Genomic DNA, 23,335 nt, shown 5'->3' on the forward strand with positions numbered 1-23,335 from the left:
GTTTTAAATTTCGTTTAAAGCCTGAATCAGTTTTTTATTTTCTTCTTCGGTACCCACTGTAAAGCGCAAAGTATTTTCACAAAGTGGCTGGGTGCTTCGGTTTCTCACTACAATTCCTTTAGCGATTAATTCCATATACCTTTTATCTGCATCATCTACTTTAGCCAGCAGAAAATTGGCGTCAGAAGGATATAGTTTCTCTACGAAATATACCTGAAGTAAAGCTTTAGATAAAACACTTCTTTCCTCTAAAATTGAGCTTATTTCAGCATTAACGCTTTCCTGATTTAAAATACGTTCTAAAGCTCTTTTTTGAGTTAATTCGTTGACGTTATATGGCGGTTTAATCTTATTTAAAACAGCGATAATTTCTTCGGAAGCAAAAGCAATCCCTAATCGAATCCCGGCCATTCCGTAGGCTTTTGATAAGGTCTGAGTCACGATTAAATTAGGATAATTGTGCAGTTCTGATGACCAACTTTCGCCTGGAGCGAAATCTATATAGGCTTCGTCAATAATGACCAAACCGGGGAAATTTTCGAGTAAATATTCTACTTTTTTTGCATCAAAAGAATTGGCTGTGGGATTATTAGGAGAACACAGAAACAGCAATTTGGAGCGGGAATCCATCGCCTGGATTATGTTATCCACATCCGGCTGAAAATCGGCATCCAGCAACACTTCCCGGTTTTCGACTGCATTGGTCTCGGCTAGCACTTTGTACATTCCGTAGGTGGGTGGCAAAGTGATCACATTGTCTACTTTAGGTTCACAAAACGCCCGATAAATCAAATCCAATACTTCATCACTGCCATTACCAAATAAAATCTGATCCGCAGGAACCCGTTTTATAGACGATAAATGCTGCTTTAAAGTCACCTGATGCGGATCGGGATAGCGGTTTACACTAGTATTAAACGGATTTTCATTAGCATCGAGAAAAACCATTTCCGCTTCAAAATCGGTGAACTCATCTCGCGCCGAAGAATAAGGTTTCATGCGTGAGACATTCTCGCGCACCAGCTTGTTTATGTTAAAGCCCCTCTCCCTAACCCTCTCCCCATTGGAGAAAGGGAATTTTTCGCTTTTTGGTTTTGTTTCTTCTCCCTTCATGGATCTGGATTTATGTGACGCTGAAACAAGTTCAGCATGACGTCGCTTTATTTAATTATTGATTTCTTTTAAGCGCAAGCTTACCGCATTTTTATGCGCCTGTAAACCCTCGGCTTCGGCCATTAATTCAATCGCGCGGCCTATATTTTGTATGCCTTGTGGCGAAATTTTCTGAAAGGTCATACTTTTTAAAAAACTATCCAGATTCACCCCGCTGTATTGCTTGGCATAGCCGTTTGTAGGTAGGGTATGATTGGTTCCGGAAGCGTAATCCCCAGCGCTTTCCGGTGTGTAATTCCCAATAAAAACCGAACCTGCATTTTGGATATTCTCTACATAAAAATCGGTATCCTGCGTGCAAACGATAAAATGTTCCGGTCCGTACTCATTGATCAATGCTAAAGCGATCTCATCATCTTCTACATAAATCAGCTTGCTGTTGGCAATTGATTTTTCGGCAATTGCTTTTCGCGGAAGCTCGATTAATTGTTGTTCGATTTCTTGTTCAACTTTTTCTATTAATTTTTTTGAAGTTGAAACCAAAATCACTTGGCTATCAACACCGTGTTCTGCCTGACTTAGCAAGTCGGAAGCCACAAAAGAAGCATTAGCCGTATCATCAGCCACGATGAGCAATTCTGAAGGTCCCGCCGGCATATCGATGCTCACGTTAAATTTGGTCGCCATTTGCTTGGCAACCGTGACAAATTGATTCCCCGGACCAAAAATTTTATACACTTTAGGTACGGTTTCGGTGCCAAACGTCATTGCTCCAATCGCCTGAATACCACCTATTTTAAACATGCGCGTAACCCCACAAAGCTGGGCGGTGTAGAGGATCGCGGGATTTATTTTTCCTTCTTTGTCAGGTGGCGTACAGAGTACAATTTCTTTACAACCCGCGAGTTTTGCAGGTATTGCTAACATTAAAATCGTAGAAAACAAAGGTGCTGTGCCGCCGGGAATGTACAGACCCACTTTTTCGATTGGGCGTTTTTCCTGCCAGCAGTCTACGCCATTTGTCGTTTTTACAACTACTTTTTCTGTGCGTTGTGCAGCGTGAAATTTTTCGATATTTCCTTTAGCCAGTTGTATCGCTTGCTGCAAATCCTCACTTAAAAGCGCTTTCACGGAAGCGAATTCTTCCTCACTTACGATGTTTGAATCTAACTTTACTCCATCAAAACGCTGAGTATATTCGGCAATAGCCAGATCACCATTTTGTTTGATAGCGTCGAAAACCTCGGCTACAATACCTTCTATATCCTGCACGGTTTGGGTAGGCCGTTTTAAAATTTCGGCCCAGGAATCCCGCCTTGGATTTACGATTTTATTCATTTTAAATACATTTTTCGCCAGAGCGAAATCTCACTTAGATTACCATTTTCTCGATAGCGCTTACCAAAATTCCTTGTGCTCCAGCTGCTTTAAGTTTATCGATCACATCCCAGAACTGGTTTTTATCGACAACTGAGTGTACACTGCTCCAACCCTCTTCTGCCAAAGGTAACACGGTAGGACTTTTCATTCCCGGAAGCATTTTTATGATTTCGTCAACTTTGTCATTTGGAGCATTGAGCAAAACATACTTAAAATCTCGCCCTTTAAGAACAGCTTTAATTCTGAATAAAAGTTTCTCCAGTATAGCTTCACGCTCTTTATCAATCTCCGGAGAAACTGCAAGCACGGCCTCTGAAGTAAGCATGACTTCAACTTCTTTTAAATTGTTTTTAAACAAGGTGCTACCGCTGGAAACAATATCGCAAATGGCATCTGCCAAGCCAATATTAGGTGCTATTTCTACAGAACCTGTAATGATGTGTAAATCGGCAGTCACCCCTTTTTCTTCAAGATATCTGAGTACCGTATTAGGGTAAGAAGTGGCGATGCGTTTACCTTCAAAATCTTTTACAGACTCGTATTTTTTTCCTTTAGGAATAGCTAAGGAAACCTTGCATTTTGAAAAACCCAGCTTCTGTGCAATGCTGATATCTTCCCCTTTTTCAATCAATACATTTTCACCGATAATAGCGATATCTACGACACCGTCACGCAAATATTGAGGAATATCACCATTTCGCAGATAAAAAACCTCAAGCGGAAAATTGCCAGCACTAGCTTTGAGTTGGTCGCGACCATTATCTATAGAAATTCCACAGTCTTTTAATATTTGCAGGGAATCTTCATTAAGTCTCCCCGATTTTTGAATAGCAATCCTAATTTTTTTTGTCATTTTTTTGTTGGTTATGCCTGAGCTGCCCAAAAACAGAAAACCCGTTTGAGAAGCTCAAACGGGTTTTTGTTATTTTGTTTAATTTCAACATAACATTTTTACCTCGCCTGAGTGCAAGTATAAAAATGATGGTGATGAAATTTTTTGTTTTCCATTGTTGAGCAAACTTAATTAAAATATCTCAGCAGATAAATAAGTTTGAAGATTTTTTAGCAAAAATTTAAGGATACCGGTTAATTAGTTATTTTTGTCGATTAATCGATATTTAGTGTCGTTAATCGTAATGAGGAACTTTTCAAAAGCATTTGTCATATTTCTATTTTGGGCAGGCATTGGTATTTTCTTTCTATATTCTACAAATGCTTTTGTAGGTGATGAAAGCTTAAAATCTCAATCGAGCCCTGGGATAAGCGATGCCGACAACGATCAGAATGATGCTCAATTTGAAAATGCTGAAACTATTGCAGACACTATACATGAAACGTCATACATAGATGACCATTTAAATGATATTGATACGTTGCAAACCGAAGTTTACACAGAAAACTCACTCCTTTTTGATGAACTAAATAGCTCATTAAAAGATCATTATAATAAAAAACCGGTTGAAAAGGCAGAAAAATCGGTTCCGCAAAGGGTAAAATCACCCAGAGGAGATATTATTTATCCTCGTTATTCTAATGGTGGTCTGGTGATGGATAAAAAGCTGCAACAGTATGCCAATTCGATCAAAGAAAAACTAGACACACATACTGATTATCAACTAATAATAGTGGGACATACAGATAATGTGGGTAACGATGTTGATAACTATCTTATAGCCTTAGAACGAGCCAGACAAATAAAATGGTACCTTACAACCCGAATGGGTCTAGATGAAGACCGAGTTAGCGCTATATCTAAAGGAGAAACAGAACCTCTCTTTAATAATGATACCAAAGCTCATCGATCAAAAAACAACAGAATAGAAGTAATAATAGAATAACCTAACACATGCAGGATAAAGTAGATACGATTACTATACCTATAGCCTACATCGAGGTTTTTACACTAATGCTTGTTTCCTTTATTATAGGATACACTTTTGCTTATTATTTTCACCGTTCTAAATATATTAAGAAAGTTGCAGCTTTGCAGCGAAATTTATCTACTCAATCTAAAACGGTAAGAGCAAGCACACAGATAAGCAGCAGAAATGAAAGAGAACCTCTTGCTGAAACTGAAGATAATGATTTTGATCTCAATCTTCATAAAAAAGCATTCTCTCAACAAGTTCTGGAAAAGCCCACAGATAATGACGGGTTATATTTGGATTTTGACAGATTAGGTTATGCTGCAGAAGAAAACGCAGATAATCTTCAAAAGATTGTAGGTATAGGTCCCTATACCGAAGAAAAATTGAATGATATTGGCATATTTACTTATTCACAGATAAGTAAATTTAATGATAAGGATATTGAGATCGTAACAGAGCTCATCAAATTCTTTCCAGACAGAATTAAAAATGATCAATGGGTAGCTAAAGCGAAACATCTGCAGCAGCAAAAAAAAAGCGGCTTAGCAGATGATAGTTTTAAAGCTTCTATGAGAAGAGCGTAATAAAAAAATGGCCGATTAATATCGGCCATTTTTTTATAGAATTACCCGATTTTTAGTTGTTTCCACCAAGTATTAATGGGAGTCCGCTATCGCCAGCACCTATCACCACAACTTTAGAATTAGGCGACTTAGCCAGCTCTAGCGTTGCTTCAATACCTTTATCTTTTAGAATCTGATCATTTAATGACTGACTTAAAATACGGTTAGCATCAGATTTACCCTGCGCCTGAATGATCTGTCTTTGCGCTTCTTTCTGTGCTGAAACCAGTCTAAATTCATACTCAAGCGATTCCTGCTCCTGCTTTAATTTTCGCTCAATAGCGGTCTTAATTGTAGGTGGCAAAGTCACATCACGCACAAGTACCTCGTCAAGAATTATATATTGATTTTTAATGATCTTCCTTGTTTCCTCATAAATTTCTGCCTGTATAGCATCACGTTTAGAAGAGTACAACTGCTCTGGTGTATATCTACCTACCACAGAACGCGCAGCAGAACGAACGGTTGGTAATAAAATCCTGTCTACATAGTCCTCACCTATTTCCTGGTGAAGTTTACCCAAATCTTTTGCGTCGGGTTGATACCAGATAGATGCATCTAATTTTATATCTAAACCATTAGATGAAAGAACATTCATTTTTTCAAAAAGCTCCTGTCTGCGCACTTCGTAAATAAATACTTTATTCCAGGGTGCAACAAGATGAAAGCCTTCTGTAAGTGGAGGTTCATCAGTCACTACACCCCCTCCAAAAGTTCGGTACAAAACACCGGCTTCACCAGAATCAATTGTAATTGCAGACTTTGCAAAAATGATTATTAAAATAATTGCACCTATTATAATAGGCAAACCTGCCTTAGGTAATTTATCCATAGTTATATATTTAATTTAGATTTATATGAGTCCGTTATATTTTCTAATGAACCATTCTGCCGCAAGAGAAGCAGCAATTATGAATAGTAGAATTCTGAAATCGATTAAAGGTACGGTTTTTTCACTACTCTTCTGGATGGGTATATGCCGGTCATCGTTCATGAGTGTTGCAATAAGTTCTGACTCGTTACCTATAGTAAATGAGCTGCCCTCGGTTTCCTGTGCAATACGTTCTATTTTTTTCCAGTCTGCATTAAAATTTTGATTTTCAATATTGTAATCTATAATTGTAAAAGAACCACTTTTATTGAGAGGCTCGTCATTTGTATAAACTGTAAATTGATATGTACCGGGATCTAAATTTCTTAGATTAACCTCAAACCTATTTCCTTTTACGAGAAAGGGAGCTTCATATGTTTGTTTGCTTTGAGTATTCTCTATTCTTATATTGAGAGAACCTCTGTTATCAAATACATAGTTTTTATCAAATAATTGAGCTTGCAATGTTATTTGACTGCCACCATAATAAAATGATTCATAATTAATTTGAAGACGCGAGCGCTTTTCTTTAGAAGCGCCATATTGAATGAGTTTATCAATGAAGTTATCAAAACCTTCAAAGCTTTTAGTCTCAATATAATTTTTAGCCCTCCATTTCCAGATTCCACTTCCAAAAAGAGCAATATGCCTAACACCATTTTCTTCGCCCAATGCAAGGAGCGGTTTAGAGGTATTTACTCCATTTATATTTTGATAAAGTGCTACTTCGTTAATTGATTTCAAAGAAATATCTCCAAAATTAGCATTTAAAGGAGGAAAATCTGAAAAGCCAATATCGTCAAGCAGAAAAGCAGTAAAATTAGAATTCAATAAAGGTTGAGCTTCATCAGATTCTTCAATTGCATTTTGACTGAATGAGTTCTGATTTTCATTCACAAAAGTGAGATCAGTTTCAGGTCCTGCAATTATAAAACTGTTCTTTTCTAATTTCTGTAATTCAGCAAAGACATTTTTGAAGGCGCTATCTGGCTGATAAAGGATCACAAAATCATAATCATTGATAACAGACGCGTCTATGGGGGTTTTTATTAAATCTACTTTTCTAAGTTGATTGCTTTCTATTGATTTTTGTAAAGCCCCCAGATCAGGATGAAGAACAGAATACACAATAAGAATTTTTGTATTTTGATCAATTACATCAACAGCAAAATTCTTGGCATTATTTACTGTGTTTTTTTCAGTATTTATTGGCGAAAGTTCAGCAGTATATTGCTGAACGCCGATCGCGCTTGCCGGTAGAAAGGTTTTAAAAATGTGAGATTTATTTTGAGGACTAAAATTCACCTTTTCCCTGTGAACAATTCGCCCTGATAATTTGATGAGAAATTGTGTTTCTACAGTTTGGCTTCCCTCATAACTACTTAATACTTCAACCGGAAATTCATTTTTAAGATATGCATATCTATTAACATTTATACGGTCTATACTGAGGTCATCATAAGTAGTAGTATCTCCTGCAGCCAAAAAATAAATAGGTGTATTTAATTCATCAGCAACATAGGCGTAGTCTGCGCCTATATTTGCATTCCCGTCTGTGATAAGTAAAGGCGCATAAGTCGATGATTTATAGACATTATTAAAGGTTTGAAAAACCTGAGCTATGTTACTCTGACCCTGATCAAAAGTTAAAGAATCTAATGATGAAGTTCTTTCTCCAAAAGTATACAGATCAATATCAAAACGATCGCTCAAGCGACTATTTTGTAAGACATTAAAACTGTTTTTGACCTTTTCAGTAAAATCTAAATTTGCAATAGAAGATGAATTATCTACGGCAAGAGCAAGAACGGGCTTTACAATTGTGTAGCTTCTGTTTTTGAAAGTAGGATTTATAATAAGCAGCAAGACTGCAAATATTGTCACAAAACGGAGCAGAAAAAATATATAATTATACTTATTCCTGTTTTTAGTTTTATAAAAATATTGATAGGCCGCAATACCTAACGCTATTATTCCGGAAAGAATAATAAGAATAACGGTATTTTTGGCCATAAAATCGCTTATTTAAGGGAAAAATTAGGTTAGCATTCCGCCGTCTACCTGTAGAACCTGACCTGTAATATAATCACTCATATCACTTGCTAAAAATACGCAGGCATTTGCTATATCTTCCGGCTTACCACCTCTTTTTAGCGGAATAGCATCTCTCCAGCCAGCAACCGTTTTCTCGTCTAATTTTGCTGTCATCTCAGTTTCAATAAAACCAGGTGCAACCACATTAGTACGTATATTTCTTGAACCTAATTCTAAAGCCATAGATTTAGAAAAACCAATTATACCAGCCTTAGAAGCCGCATAATTAGCCTGCCCTGCATTTCCTTTAACACCAACTACAGAACTCATATTGATAATGCTGCCCTTACGTTGTTTTAACATAGTACGCTGTACGGCCTTAGTCATATTAAAGATAGATTTGAGGTTTACATTAAGAACCTGATCAAAATCTTCTTCACTCATTCTCATTAGCAGGTTATCTTTTGTAATACCCGCATTGTTTACCAAAACATCAATACTACTAAAATCTTCTAATACACTTGCAACCAATAGCTGAGCTTCTTCATAAGAAGCAGCGTTAGATTGATAAGCTTTAGCTTTAACACCTAATTGTGTTAATTCTTTCTCCAGTTCTTCTGCAGGACCTGCAGATGAGCTGTATGTAAAAGCAACATTAGCTCCATTTTTAGCAAAAACTTCTGCAATACCTTTTCCTATACCACGGCTTGCACCAGTAATAATTACATTTTTACCTTCAAGAATTTTCATATTCTAGTAATTGATGATTTTTGTGTGTATGTTTTTTCAAATATAACGAAACCCTAATTGACAGCGCTACGGTTACATTCAATTTGAAATAGAAAAAGCGGATGTTTAGATCCGCTTTTCTATTTTAAATATAATAAAGATTAGCCTAAAACTTCAGCCACCTTTTTTCCTATTTCTGCAGGTGAATCAACAACGTGTACACCACATTCTCTAAGAATAGCTTTTTTCGCCTGAGCGGTGTCATCACTGCCACCTACAATTGCGCCGGCATGACCCATTGTTCTACCAGCAGGAGCAGTTTCACCAGCAATAAAACCAATAACAGGTTTAGTTGTGCCGCTTTCTTTGATCCAGCGCGCAGCATCTGCCTCAAGTTGACCACCTATCTCGCCTATCATAACAACGGCTTCTGTTTCCGGATCATTAATTAGTAATTCTACTGCTTCTTTAGTAGTTGTACCAATGATAGGATCACCACCAATACCTATTGCAGTAGTAATGCCCAGACCTTGTTTTACCACCTGATCTGCTGCCTCATAAGTTAATGTTCCTGATTTTGAAACAATACCTACTTTCCCTTTCTTAAATACAAAACCAGGCATGATACCTACTTTCGCTTCACCGGGAGTTATTACGCCAGGACAGTTAGGACCTATTAGTCTACAATCTCTGTCTTTAATATAGTGCGCAGCTTTAATCATATCTGCTACGGGAATACCTTCTGTAATTGTAATAATAACTTTAATACCAGCGTCTGCAGATTCCATAATCGCATCTGCAGCAAATGCCGGAGGAACGAAAATAATAGAAACATCTGCCCCGGTTTCTTTTACCGCTTCTTCAACAGTATTAAATACCGGCTTATCCAGATGAGTTTGCCCACCTTTACCAGGAGTTACACCACCTACTACGTTAGTACCGTATTCAATCATTTGACCGGCGTGAAAAGTACCTTCACTTCCTGTGAAACCTTGAACTATTATTTTGGAATCTTTATTTACTAAAACGCTCATTTTTTAATTGGATTTAAGTGGTGACAAAAGTAAATTTTTATAAGGTAACGCTAAAGAATTTTTAAGACTTTATACGCTTGTAAGCATCAGTGTTTTGAGGATCTTCATCACTAGGCTGGCTAATCTGGTATCCTTTATAAAGTTTACCATCTTTTAACTCCCATATAGCCATGAAGTGAATTATTGCTACTTCCTCCTCAGGATTCTCAATAGTATGCAAATAATATGTCAATCGTATACACACCTGATCACCATCTTCCATAACATGAGAAACTGATGGCCTGAGCGATATAAAAGAACGGCCCATCTCACTAGACATAGAAGCTATATCGCGATAGGTCATTTTTGAAAAACCAGTTGAGGCATTCCAATATAATTCTGCATCAGGATGTAAGTATTTTTTTAGGATACTTGCATCATTTAAAAAATCAGATTCGTACAATCCTCTTACTATGTCTTTGCCTGATTTGCTCATTTTATTTTTGAAATTTTATCAATAATAAACGGAATTTGCCGTATTGAGGCAAGTTCTTTAAACTTCTTTTTACTTTCTTCTGCAGGACTACCAAAATAGGATTTACCAGATTCTAGTGTTCTCCCTACACCGCTTTGCGCGAAAACGACAGCACCTTCTTTAATTGTAATACCACTCGCTACACCTACCTGACCCCAGATCGTTACATCACTTTCTATTATAACGCATCCTGCGATACCAGTTTGAGCAGCAATAAGCACATTTTCACCAATTACCGTGTCATGACCAATATGTACCTGATTATCTAATTTAGAACCTTTACCTATTGTTGTATCTCCTGTGACACCTTTATCGATAGTACAAGCAGCTCCTAATTCTACAGAATCCTTTAAAACTACTCGCCCACCTGATCTCAACTTATCAAATCCTGTGGCCCGTTTTTTATAATAAAATGCATCTGCACCCAGAACAGTACCCCCATGAATAACAACATCATCGCCTATTACAGTATTATCATAAATACTTACGTTAGCATGTATGATACAGTTTTTACCTATCGTAACATTATTACCAATAAAAACACTTGGCTGAATAACCGTTCCCTCTCCTATCTTAGCAGAAGGAGCGATAGATGATGTGGCACTTTCAAAAGGTTTAAAAAACTGAGTCAGTTTATTAAAATCACGAAAAGGATCATCAGAAATCAAAAGAGCTTTTCCTTCTGGTCTCTCAACTTTTTTATTGATAAGAACAACAGTTGCTGCAGAATTTAAAGCCTTGTCATAATATTTAGGATGATCTACAAAAACTATGTCTCCAGATTCTACCACGTGGATCTCATTCATTCCCAATACAGGAAAATCGACATCCCCATCAAATTCCACAGAAATAATGGTTGCAATTTGCTCTAAAGTATATGGTTGAGGAAATTTCAAATTATTCCTTTATACGTTCTTTGTAGGTTCCTTTTTCGGTTTCAACCTTAATTTTATCCCCTTCATTAATAAATAAAGGTACTTGTACTTCTGCACCAGATTCTACAATTGCAGCTTTAGTAGAATTAGTTGCTGTATTTCCTTTTATACCTGGCTCAGTCTGTACAATTTCTAATATAACATGTGCCGGCATATCTACAGAGAGAGGCATATTATCTTCTGTATTAATAGAAATAGAAACTACTTCTCCTTCTTTAAGAAGACCAGGTTGATCAAGAGCACTTTCTAAAAGACGTATTTGTGTATAATCATCTGTATTCATAAAATGATAGAATTCACCATCATTATATAAATATTGGTATCCACGAGTTTCAACCCGCACATCTTCTATTTTGTGACCAGCAGAAAAAGTGTTATCCAGCACTTTACCGTTAGTTACACTTTTTAGTTTAGTGCGTACAAAAGCAGGTCCTTTACCTGGTTTTACGTGAAGAAATTCTATTATTTTATAAATGTCATGATTGAAATGAATACACATTCCATTTCTTATGTCTGATGTAGTTGCCATAATCTTTAATCTCTGTTCTCTTAATTAGTTGTAAAATATCCTTTCATAATACCGCGCTGTGAGTTCTTGATAAACTGCAGTATCTCATCACGTTCTGGTGTAGCTTCCATTTCGGCTTCAATAATATTTACTGCTTGCGTATTATTGTAGTTTTTCTGGTATAAAATGCGATAAATGTCCTGAATTTCCCGAATTTTTTCCGTGGTAAAACCTCTTCTTCTTAGTCCGATGGAATTAATCCCCACATAAGATAAAGGTTCTCTACCTGCTTTTACATATGGCGGCACATCTTTTCGCACAAGCGAACCACCAGTTACAAAAGCATGGCTACCAATAGTACAAAATTGTTGTACTGCTGCCATACCGGCCAGTACAACATAGTCTCCTACCTGAATATGACCGGCTAATGTACTGTTATTTGAAAATATACAATTATCTCCTACAATGCAATCATGCGCTATATGACTATAAGCCATTATCCAGCAGTTTTTACCTAACTGGGTTTTCATGCGATCTGTTGTCCCTCTATTGATAGTGACACATTCTCTTATGGTTGTGTTGTCACCAATTATAGTAACTGTATCTTCATCATCAAACTTTTTATCCTGAGGAATAGCAGAAATCACAGCTCCAGGAAAAATATTTACATTTTTACCTATACGTGCACCTTCCATAATAGTAACGTTAGATCCTATCCAACTACCCTCTCCTATGACGACGTTATTATTTATAGTTGTAAAAGGTTCTATTACAACATTCTTTGCAATTTTTGCACCTGGGTGCACATAAGCTAATGGCTGATTCATACTACTTCTCTTCTTTCTTTACTTTAACAATCTGCGCCATAAGTTCTGCTTCTGTGACGAGTTTTCCATTCGCGTAAGCATATCCTTGCATGTGACATATACCGCGGCGTATAGGTGATAATAATTCTAATTTAAAAACCAAAGTATCTCCCGGCAAAACCTGTTGCTTAAATCTTACATTATTTATTTTCATAAAATAGGTAAGATAATTCTCAGGATCTGGTACTGTACTTAATACTAAAATACCACCTGTCTGTGCCATAGCCTCCACCTGAAGCACACCTGGCATAACAGGAGCACCCGGAAAATGACCAACAAAGAATGGCTCATTCATAGTGACATTCTTTAAGCCCACCACATGATGATCTGATAATTCTAATATTTTGTCTACCAAAAGAAATGGTGGCCTGTGAGGCAGCATTTCCATAATGGCATTTACATCTTTAACGGGAGGTTTGCTCAAATCATATGTAGGTATATTATTTCTCTTTTCCTGACGTATAACTTTTTTGAGCTTTTTAGCAAACTGTGTATTTACATAATGCCCGGGTTTATTAGCAATAACCTTACCTTTTATATGTGTTCCCACTAAAGCAAGATCACCTATTACATCAAGGAGTTTATGTCTGGCAGCCTCATTGGGATGATGAAGTGTTAGATTGTCAAGTATGCCATTAGGTTTAACCGAAATATTATCTTTCTTAAAGGCTTCTCTCAACTTATCCATCGTGCCAGGAGAAAGCTCTTTATCAACGTATACAATTGCGTTATTTAAATCACCCCCTTTAATAAGACCGTGATCAAGAAGCATCTCTATCTCATGAAGAAAGCTGAATGTACGCGCATTAGATATTTCGCCTTTAAATTCAGTAATACTCTTAATGCTTGCATTTTGAGTACCCAGAACTTTTGTACCAAAATCAACCATAGTGGTCAACTGGTACTCATCTGAAGGCATTAACATGATCTCGCTCCCAGATTGCTCGTCTAAGTAATTGATAACTTCTGTTACCACATATTCTTCACGATAAGCCTCCTGTTCCTGCAGCCCTACACTCTCTAATGCTTCTATAAAATATTTTGAAGAACCATCCATAATAGGAGGTTCAGAAGCATCAAGTTCTATAATGATGTTATCAATATCTAAACCAACACAAGCTGCAAGAACATGCTCACTGGTTTGAATTGTAACCCCCATTTTTTCAAGATTGGTACCTCGCTCTGTACTGGTAACATAGTCTGCGTCAGCTTCTATGATCGGGTGTCCTTCCAGGTCTACACGTTTAAAAGCATAACCCGTATTTTCTTTGGCTGGTTTAAAGGTAAGGGTAACATTTTTACCTGTATGCAAACCAACGCCGGTTAAAGAGACTTCACCGGCGATTGTTTTTTGTTTTCCCTTGGTCTTACTTATCATGGGAGATATCTTTTGTCAAATTGTTTACTCGTTGTACAATAGATGGAAGATTTTTAAAATGCACGTATGATTTATTAAAATCTCCATATGATAGTGCCGGCGAACCCTGCACTGCTTCATCATCTTTTAAATTTCTAGAAATACCAGACTGGGCCTGTATTTTTACACGGTTGCCTATAGTTATATGACCTACAATACCTACCTGGCCACCTATAAGGCAATGCGAACCAATTTTTGTTGATCCTGCTATTCCCGTTTGTGCGGCTATGGCTGTATGCTCGCCTATTTCAACATTGTGAGCTATCTGTATCTGGTTGTCCAGTTTAACCCCTTTTCTGATGATAGTAGATCCTAATGTAGCTCTATCTATAGTTGTCCCTGCACCTACATCTACATTATCCTCTATGATAACATTACCTGTTTGAGGTACTTTGCTATATTCTCCCTTTTCATTTGGTGAAAAACCAAAACCATCTGCACCTATTATAGCACCACTATGTACATAAACCTCGTTGCCTATTATCGTTTCCGAATAAATTTTAGCTCCGGCAAAAATAACACAGTTATCACCTATTGTAACATTATCGCCTATATAAACATTGGGATAGATCTTTACGTTCTCTCCTATTTTTACATTACTGCCTAAATAAGAGAAAGCACCTAAATAGATATTCTCACCATAAGAAGCGCTTTCTGAAATAAAACTAGGATTTTCAATTCCTGTCTTATTCAGTTTTACCATGTTATAGTATTCCAGTAGTTTCGAAAACGATTTATAGGCGTCGTCAACACGTATGAGCGTTGTTGTGATTTCCTGTTCAACCTGAAAATCGCGGTCTACTATAGTAATACTTGCTTGGGTTGTATATATATAAGGAGTGTACTTTGGATTTGCTAAAAAAGTTAGCGAACCCTGTTTTCCTTCTTCAATTTTTGATAGCATTGAGACTTCGGCATCAGCATTACCTTCTACGGTACCTTCCAAAATCCCAGCAATCTGTGCAGCTGTAAATTTCATTATCGCAAAAATAGAAAAAAAGGGTTAATCTTTATACTTAGGGTAACAGATATAGTTTTTAATAACTTCTTTAGACAACGCCTTTAAACTCAGCTGATCACTGGCTGCAACAACATCTACCACCTTACCTTTTCTGGTAAGAATATCTATTCCCTGCTTTTTAAAAGTGTATGCCTGGTTAGAAATGGTACCGCCAAAAACAAAATAGAGCGCTTCTTTTCTACTAATATTACAATGATCTATAACCTTATTTATTTGTTGTTCTATAAACTCTTTTGAGAACGGTTTCTTCTTTATTTTTATTTGAAGCAAACGCCTATAAATTATAATTTCAGACAGAGTTCTTAACACAAAATCTTCATGATGAACCCACTCTTTCATTGCAGAAATTATATCGTAATCATCAAGAGAAGCAAATATACCAAGCGCCTTATCGTTAAAAGTTGACTCAGTAATTTGTTCAGTTAAAAAAAACTTTAAAGCACTACTACCTTTTAAATCAACGCCCATACTAGAGAGTTCTTTGGCTCTTTTTAATACGCGCACAAGAATTTGTTCGGCCACAAGACTTGTCTTATGTAGATATACCTGCCAGTACATTAACCTACGGGCAACAAGAAATTTTTCTATTGTATAAACTCCTTTCTCTTCTACTACCAGCTTATCATCTTTTACATTAAGCATAGCCAGAATACGATCTGTATTAATATTACCTTCTGCCATACCGGTATAAAAACTATCTCTTTTGAGATAGTCTGTACGATCCATATCTAATTGGCCAGAAACAAGTTGATTAAAAAATGTACGCTGATAAACACCTTTAAATATATTGATGCCCAGCGTTAAACTTCCGTTAAACTCCTCATTTAAAGCTTCCATAAATTGAAGCGATATCTGCTCATGATGTATATTTTCTACAATACTATGTTCCATAGCATGCGAGAAAGGACCGTGACCTATATCATGTAGTAAAATAGCGATCATCGCTGCTTCATGTTCTTCATGAGATATCTCAACACCCTTGCTCTTAAGCACCTGCAGGGCTTTATCCATAATATATAGACAACCCAGTGCGTGATGAAAGCGGGTATGATGTGCCCCGGGATAAACGAGATATGACATGCCCATTTGCGAAATTCTGCGTAGGCGCTGAAAATACGGATGCTCGATCAAGTCGAAAATAACGCCTTTTGGTATGGTAATAAACCCATATATAGGGTCGTTAATTATCGTAAGTTTGTGCTGGTTTTTCAAGCAAAAATCAATTAGAATTAAAATCGGGCTTTTTAGGCTGAAAATCGGTCATATATGCCCTAATATTAAACAAAGATACACTATGAATGCTATAAAAATTCTCTGGGTTGACGACGAAATCGATTTACTTAAGCCACATATCATATTTCTTGAAAAGAAGAATTATGAGGTAACAACCTGTCAAAGTGGTACTGAAGCCATCGATCTTGTTAAAGAAGAGAATTTTGATATTGTGTTTCTTGACGAAAATATGCCCGGTCTTACTGGTCTTGAAACTCTAAATGAGATCAAAGCAAACCGCGATACCCTTCCTGTGGTTATGATCACAAAAAGCGAAGAGGAATATATAATGGAGGAAGCCATAGGCTCAAAAATCGCCGATTACTTGATAAAACCCGTCAATCCGCACCAAATATTGCTCAGTTTAAAGAAAAATCTAGATACCAGCAGATTAGTTTCAGAGAAGACCACCAGCACTTACCAGCAGGAATTTAGAAAGATAGCGATGGAACTTGCCATGGTAAATTCTTATGAAGAATGGGCAGACCTTTATCAAAAATTGGTTTACTGGGAACTAGAACTTGAGAATATTGAAGATCAGGGAATGCATGAGATTTTAGAATCTCAAAAAAATGAAGCTAACACACAGTTTTTTAAATATATAGAACGCAATTACGAAGATTGGTTCACAGATGATGAGAAGCCGGTAATGTCTCATACGTTGTTTAAAGAACGTGTTGTACCCAATTTAAGTAAAGACACATCAACCATACTTATAGTAATAGACAATCTAAGATATGATCAATGGAAATCCTTTGAGCCTATCATAAACAACTACTACAAAAAGGAAAAAGAGCAAACCTATTTCAGCATTTTGCCAACGGCCACACAGTATGCTAGAAACTCAATTTTCTCAGGTCTTATGCCTAGCGAGATGGAAAAAAGACATCCAGACCTCTGGCTAAATGATACAGAAGAAGGTGGTAAAAATTTAAATGAAGACAAATTTTTAGAAGCTCAACTTAAGAGATTGGGTCTCGATCTTAAATGGGAATATCATAAAATAACCAGCCTTAAGGGCGGAAAAAAACTTGTTGAAAATTTTAACTCTCTTAAAAATAATGATCTTACTGTGCTTGTATACAATTTTGTAGACATGCTAAGCCATTCTAAAACTGAAATGGAAGTTATTAAAGAGTTGGCTTCTAATGATAAATCTTATCGCTCCCTAACTGAAAGTTGGTTTAAGAATTCACCATTACTTGAGATGATTCAGAAATCGCAGCAATTAGGGTTTAAGCTAATTATAACTACAGACCACGGTACAATTAATGTAAAAAATCCATCTAAAGTAATTGGAGATAAGAATACAAGTCTTAATTTAAGATATAAGACCGGTAGAAGCCTTACTTATGAGGATAAAGATGTTCTCGCAGTCACAGATCCTAAAAAAATACACTTGCCCAGTATTAATATGAGCAGCTCATTTATTTTTGCCCGAGGCGATCTGTTTTTTGCGTATCCTAACAATTACAACCATTATGTAAGCTATTATCGTAATACATATCAACATGGCGGCGTTTCACTTGAGGAAATGATAATTCCTTTTATAGTATTAAATCCTAGATAATCTCTATATTGCAGGACCCTTAAATCCTATAAATTGATGAACATAGTCTATAACCTGTCTGAAATAGATTCAGTTGCAAGAAAGGTATTAGCAAATTCTCAACACAAGACCATTTTATTCTACGGTGAAATGGGAGCTGGCAAAACGACACTTATTAAATCTTTATGCAAAGAGTTAGGTGCCAGCGATCAGGCTTCGAGCCCAACATTTTCTATTGTAAACGAGTATAATATTATAGGGGAAACCCCCATCTATCATTTTGACTTTTACAGATTAAAAGATGAAAATGAAGCTTTAGATATGGGTATTGAAGAATACTTTGCTTCAGGGGGCTGGATTTTTATTGAATGGCCAGAAAAAATTAACAATTTTTTACCTGCACAATCTCATTCGGCGAATTTAATATCGATTAATGACACGCAGCGTAACTTGAGTATTTCATAAATTTGTTAAAATAATGTTAAAACAATAAAGATAAAATGAAAGGATTTTCTTTCACTATTTTTATTATTGGTAGTTTAAACTACTTATATTTGGATTAATAAGCGTTAAAGGATAAAAAATAATATAAATCAATAAATGTTGAACTGATAATTACTAAAAAAAGGCCGCGAAAGTAATAATTTTATATGAGTTGGCAAAATAAAAGTGTTTAATGCATCTTTGTATAACAAATCATTAACACTCAAAAACTCACAATTATGAAATTAAAATCTTTACTCCTAGGTTTATTAATTGCCGGTGCAACTGCATTAACTTACACTGCAACTCAAGAACATCAAGCAGATTATGCAAGCAAACAGTTGGACAAAACGAAGATCAGAGTCCCTACTCACGGGTAGTATTATAGCTGCATTTTTAGTAGCGTCACCATACTTTTTTTACTTATATGAAGGAGTTCCGGACATACCAGTCTGGAACTTTTCTATTTTGGGACTTGATTTTAGATACGATAGTAACTTTTATTATAGCGTAAATGTTGTAGCATGGATAGTTATGGGGAAAATAGTACCTTTAATATTGTTCTTGATTTGGTTTTTTACCTGTAAACACTGGTGGTATCATGCTATTCTGGTTCCTATTTGCATGTATGTAATTCAGATATATCTCACTTTTCAAGAAGACACAATGCGTACTCAAGATATTACTGAGATTTACTTGCTTGCTCCTATTATTCTACTTGCTTTTGTATTTATCTATGTTATACGTACCAAAATATTTGATAAAATACACAATATTGACCTTGCTGAATTACAAAGAGGCAGCTTAAAAGGTGATATAAAAGAAAATAAAAAAGATCCTTATTATAATTACAGTCCTTCATCTTTTGTGATTGAAGATGAAGAAGTTTACCATGATGAGGATGATGAGGATGAGGATGACGAGCCATTGTATATGGGTTAAAGTAGATCACTTATTTAATTGTAGCTTTTCTTAAATTATCCGTAATTTGGGTCTCCTATCATCTAACAGCAAATGACCCTAACAAATAGTCCTTTTACACGAGAAGAGCTTCTTCCTCAAGAAGAAAAATTAGAAATAGAAAAAAGAAAAGGTTCGTTATTTATAGGTATTCCTAAAGAGAATCATTTTCAAGAAAAGCGTGTCTGTCTTACTCCTGATGCTGTGGCTGCAATTGTTGCACATGGTCACAGAGTTCTTTTAGAATCTAATGCCGGAGAAGATGCTAGATTTTCAGACCATGATTACTCAGAAGCTGGCGCAGAAATAACTAAAGACAAAGCGAAAGTTTTTGGTTGCCCAATGGTGCTCAAAGTTGAGCCGCCATCTCTTGACGAACTTGCATTAATGAATCCGCAAGCCGTTCTCATTTCCGCACTTCAGTTAAAAACACAATCAAAAAAGTATTTTACAGCATTAGCCGCAAAACGCATAACAGCTTTGGCTTTTGAATTCATAAGAGATGAAGATGGTACATATCCTGCTGTACGCGCTTTAAGCGAAATTGCGGGTACCGCTTCTATTTTAATAGCCTCAGAACTTATGTCCCGTGAAGAAGGTAACGGATTAATGTTTGGCAATATAAGCGGGGTTCCCCCTATAGAAGTTGTTATTTTAGGTGCTGGTACAGTGGGTGAATTTGCAGCACGTTCGGCTTTAGGTCTAGGTGCCAATGTCAAAATATTTGACAATTCATTAACCAAACTAAGATGTCTCCAGACAAATGTTGGCAGACCTCTTTATACTTCTACAGTTCAGCCAAAAAACCTTCTCAAGGCCTTAAGACGTTGTGATGTTGCCATAGGTGCTGTACGAGGTAAAGATCGCGCCCCTATTGTTGTTACTGAAACTATGATAGAAACCATGAAAAATGGAGCTATTATCATTGATGTAAGTATTGATATGGGTGGGTGTTTTGAAACCAGCGAGGTAACTTCTCATGATAATCCTACCTTCACCAAACATGGTATTGTGCATTATTGTGTGCCAAATATACCGGCACGTTATGCGAGAACGGCCTCATTATCAATAAGTAATATTTTTACCCCTTATCTGCTTAATATAGCTGAAAATGGCGGACTAGAAAATACGCTTCGTTTTGATAGAGGTTTGAAAAGTGGGTTGTACTTTTACCGCGGAATTTTAACCAGCAAGTCCGTTTCAGATTGGTTTGATTTACCATATCGAGACATCAATTTATTGTTCTTTTAAAATTCAGAATCATAGCACAGATTCAATAATCGATATTTAAATACTTCAAGGTTAACCTTGAATAAATTAGTTTTCTTTTAAGTATCTCAGGTCCTCCTCAGATATTTTATTTCAATTTTTCATGAAAATACTACATAGATTTGGTTACTATTTGGGAGGTTTCTCAATAGGTTTAATTCTGCTTGCTTTCTTTTTAAAAGGCAGTGGCACACAAATACCTTCTTGTGATTATATGCCTAATGCAAGAGCACTTAAGAATATGAGAACAAAGGGATATACTATTTCAGATCAGGCTAAAGAAGACATGACAGCATTAGAAATAGATACAACTAACGTAAGGTTGCTCTTTGAGGATGGTAATGTGGTATTCTCAAAAAGCAAACCCAGACAAAAACCATGCGGCCACTTTTATATTGAAACCGATGACTCTGCAAATAAACGGTTTGCTGCAAAAGTGACCAATTGTGAAGACAATGTGGTCATTGATAAATTTGAGGAACTTTAAAGACTTCGTCTTTTTCTCTCTTCCTTTAAAAGAGTAAGTTCTCTATTTGTTTGACCGGCGACAGAAGTATTTTCTTCCGCTCTGCGTATCAAATAAGGCATAACATCTTTAACAGGCCCAAAAGGTAAATATTTAGCAACATTGTAACCTTTTGCGGCTAGATTAAAACTTATGTGGTCACTCATACCATATAATTGACCAAACCATACGCGGGGATCATTAACTGCAATTTCTTTTTGCTGCATTAATTCTATAGCCAGATAATTGCTATATTCATTATGCGAGCCAATAAAAGCAGAAATATCACTTAAATTATCTAAAATATAGACCAAAACAGCATTAAAATGGGCATCAGTTTCTCCTTTATCTCTACATATAGGAGAATCATATCCCTTTTCTTCTGCCCGAGCACGCTCTTTTTCCATGTAAGCGCCTCTCACGATTTTTACTCCTAGTTTAAAGCCTTTTTCTAAAGAGTATTGATGCAGATTCTTCATGTATTCTAACCTGTCCCAACGGTAACATTGTAATGTATTGTAAACCACTGGTTTTTCCACATTATACTTTTCCATCATTTTGGTAACAAGATCATCTGCTGCAGTTTGCATCCAGCTTTCTTCTGCATCTATAAGTAATGCAACATTGCACTCACTTGCCTTTGTACAGATTCTATCAAAACGTTGTTGTATGCGTTGCCACTCATTTTCTTCTGCCTCAGTTAAAGTCTCTTTTTCTGTTACTTTACGCCAAATTTCAAAACGACCAAATCCTGTAGGCTTAAAAACTGAAAAAGGCATCGCATCCTTATCTTCTGCAAACTCGATAATCTTAAGAACACGCTCCAGCGCTTCATCAAACTGGTTTTCAAGTTCTTTTCCTTCAACAGAGAAATCAAGTACAGAATGCACATTTTTCTCATACATACGATCTACGACATTAAGACAATCTTTTTCATTAACTCCACCACAAAAATGATCAAAAACGGTTGCTCTAATCAACTTTTCTACAGGAAGATTAGCATTCAATGCAAAACGAGTCGCTGCTGTACCTATACGCACCAGCGGTTGTTTTGAGATCATTTTAAATAGAAAATAAGCGCGTTCTAGTTCGCTGTCTGACTTTAAAGCGAAAGCCGCTTCTGTGTTATCAAAGATTTTGTTCTCTAGCATAGCAAAAAAATGTCGGCAAATATACTTACATTATAATCGCATTTTTACAAAAAGATAGTAATTTCCCACCCAATATTTTTTTCAACTTTTATGGATTTTATACAAGCCAAGGATTACAAAGTCGTGTTTAACCAATATGGTTATAATAAGCTGAATGAACTCCTTGACAAAAAGAACTATAGCCTGATCTTCGTTTTAGTAGACAGCAATACGCATGAGCATTGCCTGGCTCCTTTTTTAGCTAATATTGCGACTGAAACCACTATTGAGGTCATAGAAATAGATCCCGGTGAAGAATTTAAAAATCTTGAAACATGCACCGGTGTCTGGAATGTATTGTCTGAGTTAAATGCAGACAGGCAAAGTGTTTTGATCAATTTAGGCGGTGGCGTTGTGACAGATTTAGGTGGTTTTGTGTCTTGTACCTATAGAAGAGGTATAGATTATATAAACGTGCCCACTACTCTATTGTCTATGGTAGATGCATCTGTAGGTGGAAAAACCGGAGTAGACCTTGGTAATTTAAAAAACCAGATAGGTGTGATAAGTAATCCTGAAATGGTTTTAGTAAACACAGAATTCCTCAATTCTTTATCTACAGAAGAACTAAGATCTGGCTTTGCAGAAATGCTTAAACATGGGTTAATAAGTAATTTAGATTACTGGAATGATGTGAAAAACTGTGACTATAAAAATATTGACGCTCTAGGCGAAATGATTTATAGATCTGTAGAAATTAAAAATGAAGTTGTTCTTGAAGATCCTTTTGAAAAAAACAGAAGAAAGACTTTAAATTACGGTCACACTTTGGGTCACGCTATTGAATCGTATTTTTTAACACATCCTGTCAAGAAACGTTTGCTTCACGGTGAAGCAATCGCCATAGGTATGATACTGGCAAATTACCTCTCTGCTCAACAAGCCCAATTTTCAATTGAAATGAGAGATGAAACCTCACAGGAAATTGAAAAATACTATGATAAAATAGCGTTTGAAAAAGAAGATATTAATGAAATAATAAAATTGTTAAAATTTGATAAAAAAAATAGTCACGGAAGAATAAATTTTGTTCTTTTAAATGACATTGGAAGTGCGGCGATCGATCAGGAAATTGCGAATGATTTGATTTATGAAGCTTTCAATTACTATAAAAATTTAAAATCGTAAAATGTAGAGATAGTATTGCCCATGCAAATCGTTTTTTTTTACATTTATCGCTGATTTGAACAAACC

23 protein-coding genes are annotated in these 23,335 nt (G+C 36.2%); 8 read left to right on the forward strand and 15 right to left on the reverse strand.

Annotated elements, in window-relative coordinates:
- Nucleotides 1-3 precede the first annotated feature (3 nt).
- The 3 genes from hisC to hisG are packed head-to-tail and all read right to left on the reverse strand — an operon-like array spanning nucleotide 4 to nucleotide 3,346.
- Nucleotides 4-1,113 carry a histidinol-phosphate transaminase gene (hisC, locus tag ACH3O9_RS15610; protein ID WP_416442078.1) on the reverse strand — a complete coding sequence of 370 codons (1,110 nt, stop codon included), beginning with the start codon at nucleotides 1,111-1,113 and terminating at the stop codon, nucleotides 4-6.
- 51 nt (nucleotides 1,114-1,164) lie between these two features.
- The gene (hisD, locus tag ACH3O9_RS15615; protein WP_416442079.1) at nucleotides 1,165-2,451 is read right to left on the reverse strand and encodes a histidinol dehydrogenase; all 1,287 of its coding nucleotides are present in this window, start codon (nucleotides 2,449-2,451) and stop codon (nucleotides 1,165-1,167) included.
- Between the two features lie 34 nt (nucleotides 2,452-2,485).
- Nucleotides 2,486-3,346 carry an ATP phosphoribosyltransferase gene (gene hisG, locus ACH3O9_RS15620; RefSeq protein WP_416442080.1) on the reverse strand — a complete coding sequence of 287 codons (861 nt, stop codon included), beginning with the start codon at nucleotides 3,344-3,346 and terminating at the stop codon, nucleotides 2,486-2,488.
- Nucleotides 3,347-3,629: 283 nt separating this feature from the next.
- Between hisG and ACH3O9_RS15625 the strand changes: the two genes are divergently transcribed.
- A complete protein-coding gene (locus ACH3O9_RS15625) occupies nucleotides 3,630-4,331 on the forward strand; it encodes an OmpA family protein (RefSeq protein ID WP_416442081.1) in 702 nt (233 codons plus the stop codon).
- An 8-nt stretch (nucleotides 4,332-4,339) separates the two neighbouring features.
- Nucleotides 4,340-4,945, forward strand: a complete 606-nt coding sequence (locus tag ACH3O9_RS15630) for a hypothetical protein (RefSeq protein ID WP_416442082.1) — start codon at nucleotides 4,340-4,342, stop codon at nucleotides 4,943-4,945.
- A gap of 52 nt (nucleotides 4,946-4,997) precedes the next feature.
- Here the strand turns inward: ACH3O9_RS15630 and ACH3O9_RS15635 are convergent, their stop codons facing one another.
- The 11 genes from ACH3O9_RS15635 to ACH3O9_RS15685 all read right to left on the reverse strand — a co-directional run bounded on the left by ACH3O9_RS15635 (nucleotide 4,998) and on the right by ACH3O9_RS15685 (nucleotide 16,125).
- A complete protein-coding gene (locus ACH3O9_RS15635) occupies nucleotides 4,998-5,816 on the reverse strand; it encodes a prohibitin family protein (RefSeq protein ID WP_416442083.1) in 819 nt (272 codons plus the stop codon).
- A 21-nt stretch (nucleotides 5,817-5,837) separates the two neighbouring features.
- Nucleotides 5,838-7,868: a vWA domain-containing protein gene (locus ACH3O9_RS15640; RefSeq protein WP_416442084.1), complete on the reverse strand. Its 2,031-nt coding sequence runs from the start codon at nucleotides 7,866-7,868 to the stop codon at nucleotides 5,838-5,840.
- A gap of 24 nt (nucleotides 7,869-7,892) precedes the next feature.
- Nucleotides 7,893-8,639, reverse strand: coding sequence for a 3-oxoacyl-[acyl-carrier-protein] reductase (gene fabG, locus ACH3O9_RS15645; RefSeq protein ID WP_416442085.1), 747 nt, complete (start codon nucleotides 8,637-8,639; stop codon nucleotides 7,893-7,895).
- A 140-nt stretch (nucleotides 8,640-8,779) separates the two neighbouring features.
- Nucleotides 8,780-9,652: a succinate--CoA ligase subunit alpha gene (sucD, locus tag ACH3O9_RS15650; RefSeq protein WP_416442086.1), complete on the reverse strand. Its 873-nt coding sequence runs from the start codon at nucleotides 9,650-9,652 to the stop codon at nucleotides 8,780-8,782.
- Between the two features lie 61 nt (nucleotides 9,653-9,713).
- Nucleotides 9,714-10,127, reverse strand: a complete 414-nt coding sequence (locus tag ACH3O9_RS15655) for a nuclear transport factor 2 family protein (RefSeq protein WP_416442087.1) — start codon at nucleotides 10,125-10,127, stop codon at nucleotides 9,714-9,716.
- Entirely contained in the window at nucleotides 10,124-11,062 is a 939-nt protein-coding gene (locus tag ACH3O9_RS15660) for a UDP-3-O-(3-hydroxymyristoyl)glucosamine N-acyltransferase (RefSeq protein WP_416442088.1), read from the reverse strand. Before ACH3O9_RS15660 ends, ACH3O9_RS15655 begins: the two co-directional genes overlap by 4 nt.
- A 1-nt stretch (nucleotide 11,063) precedes the next feature.
- A complete protein-coding gene (gene efp / locus ACH3O9_RS15665; protein WP_416442089.1) occupies nucleotides 11,064-11,630 on the reverse strand; it encodes an elongation factor P in 567 nt (188 codons plus the stop codon).
- 20 nt (nucleotides 11,631-11,650) lie between these two features.
- On the reverse strand, nucleotides 11,651-12,436 hold the full coding sequence (gene lpxA / locus ACH3O9_RS15670) for an acyl-ACP--UDP-N-acetylglucosamine O-acyltransferase (RefSeq protein ID WP_416442090.1): 786 nt from the start codon (nucleotides 12,434-12,436) through the stop codon (nucleotides 11,651-11,653).
- A gap of 1 nt (nucleotide 12,437) precedes the next feature.
- A complete protein-coding gene (locus ACH3O9_RS15675) occupies nucleotides 12,438-13,853 on the reverse strand; it encodes a bifunctional UDP-3-O-[3-hydroxymyristoyl] N-acetylglucosamine deacetylase/3-hydroxyacyl-ACP dehydratase (RefSeq protein WP_416442091.1) in 1,416 nt (471 codons plus the stop codon).
- Complete coding sequence (gene lpxD / locus ACH3O9_RS15680; protein WP_416442092.1) at nucleotides 13,843-14,871, reverse strand: UDP-3-O-(3-hydroxymyristoyl)glucosamine N-acyltransferase; 1,029 nt, start codon at nucleotides 14,869-14,871, stop codon at nucleotides 13,843-13,845. The genes ACH3O9_RS15675 and lpxD overlap by 11 nt, the downstream gene beginning before the upstream one ends.
- 24 nt (nucleotides 14,872-14,895) lie before the next feature.
- Complete coding sequence (locus tag ACH3O9_RS15685) at nucleotides 14,896-16,125, reverse strand: HD domain-containing protein (protein ID WP_416442093.1); 1,230 nt, start codon at nucleotides 16,123-16,125, stop codon at nucleotides 14,896-14,898.
- Between the two features lie 82 nt (nucleotides 16,126-16,207).
- Between ACH3O9_RS15685 and ACH3O9_RS15690 the strand changes: the two genes are divergently transcribed.
- From ACH3O9_RS15690 to ACH3O9_RS15710, 5 genes are all read left to right on the forward strand, one after another.
- The gene (locus tag ACH3O9_RS15690; protein ID WP_416442094.1) at nucleotides 16,208-17,755 is read left to right on the forward strand and encodes a PglZ domain-containing protein; all 1,548 of its coding nucleotides are present in this window, start codon (nucleotides 16,208-16,210) and stop codon (nucleotides 17,753-17,755) included.
- Between the two features lie 36 nt (nucleotides 17,756-17,791).
- Nucleotides 17,792-18,199 (forward strand): tRNA (adenosine(37)-N6)-threonylcarbamoyltransferase complex ATPase subunit type 1 TsaE, encoded by a 408-nt coding sequence (gene tsaE / locus ACH3O9_RS15695; protein WP_416442095.1) that lies wholly within the window; start codon nucleotides 17,792-17,794, stop codon nucleotides 18,197-18,199.
- A gap of 345 nt (nucleotides 18,200-18,544) precedes the next feature.
- Complete coding sequence (locus ACH3O9_RS15700; protein ID WP_416442096.1) at nucleotides 18,545-19,159, forward strand: hypothetical protein; 615 nt, start codon at nucleotides 18,545-18,547, stop codon at nucleotides 19,157-19,159.
- A 72-nt stretch (nucleotides 19,160-19,231) separates the two neighbouring features.
- On the forward strand, nucleotides 19,232-20,428 hold the full coding sequence (locus ACH3O9_RS15705) for an alanine dehydrogenase (RefSeq protein ID WP_416442097.1): 1,197 nt from the start codon (nucleotides 19,232-19,234) through the stop codon (nucleotides 20,426-20,428).
- Nucleotides 20,429-20,549: 121 nt separating this feature from the next.
- Nucleotides 20,550-20,933 (forward strand): hypothetical protein, encoded by a 384-nt coding sequence (locus ACH3O9_RS15710; protein ID WP_416442098.1) that lies wholly within the window; start codon nucleotides 20,550-20,552, stop codon nucleotides 20,931-20,933.
- Here ACH3O9_RS15710 and ACH3O9_RS15715 read toward each other — a convergent pair.
- Nucleotides 20,930-22,102: a proline dehydrogenase family protein gene (locus tag ACH3O9_RS15715; RefSeq protein ID WP_416442099.1), complete on the reverse strand. Its 1,173-nt coding sequence runs from the start codon at nucleotides 22,100-22,102 to the stop codon at nucleotides 20,930-20,932. The genes ACH3O9_RS15710 and ACH3O9_RS15715 overlap by 4 nt on opposite strands.
- 90 nt (nucleotides 22,103-22,192) lie before the next feature.
- Between ACH3O9_RS15715 and aroB the strand changes: the two genes are divergently transcribed.
- Nucleotides 22,193-23,269, forward strand: a complete 1,077-nt coding sequence (gene aroB, locus ACH3O9_RS15720; protein WP_416442100.1) for a 3-dehydroquinate synthase — start codon at nucleotides 22,193-22,195, stop codon at nucleotides 23,267-23,269.
- Nucleotides 23,270-23,335: the final 66 nt, after the last annotated feature.

It is taken from the genome of Leeuwenhoekiella sp. A16, assembly GCF_047946675.1.
Classification (GTDB): Bacteria; Bacteroidota; Bacteroidia; order Flavobacteriales; family Flavobacteriaceae; genus Leeuwenhoekiella.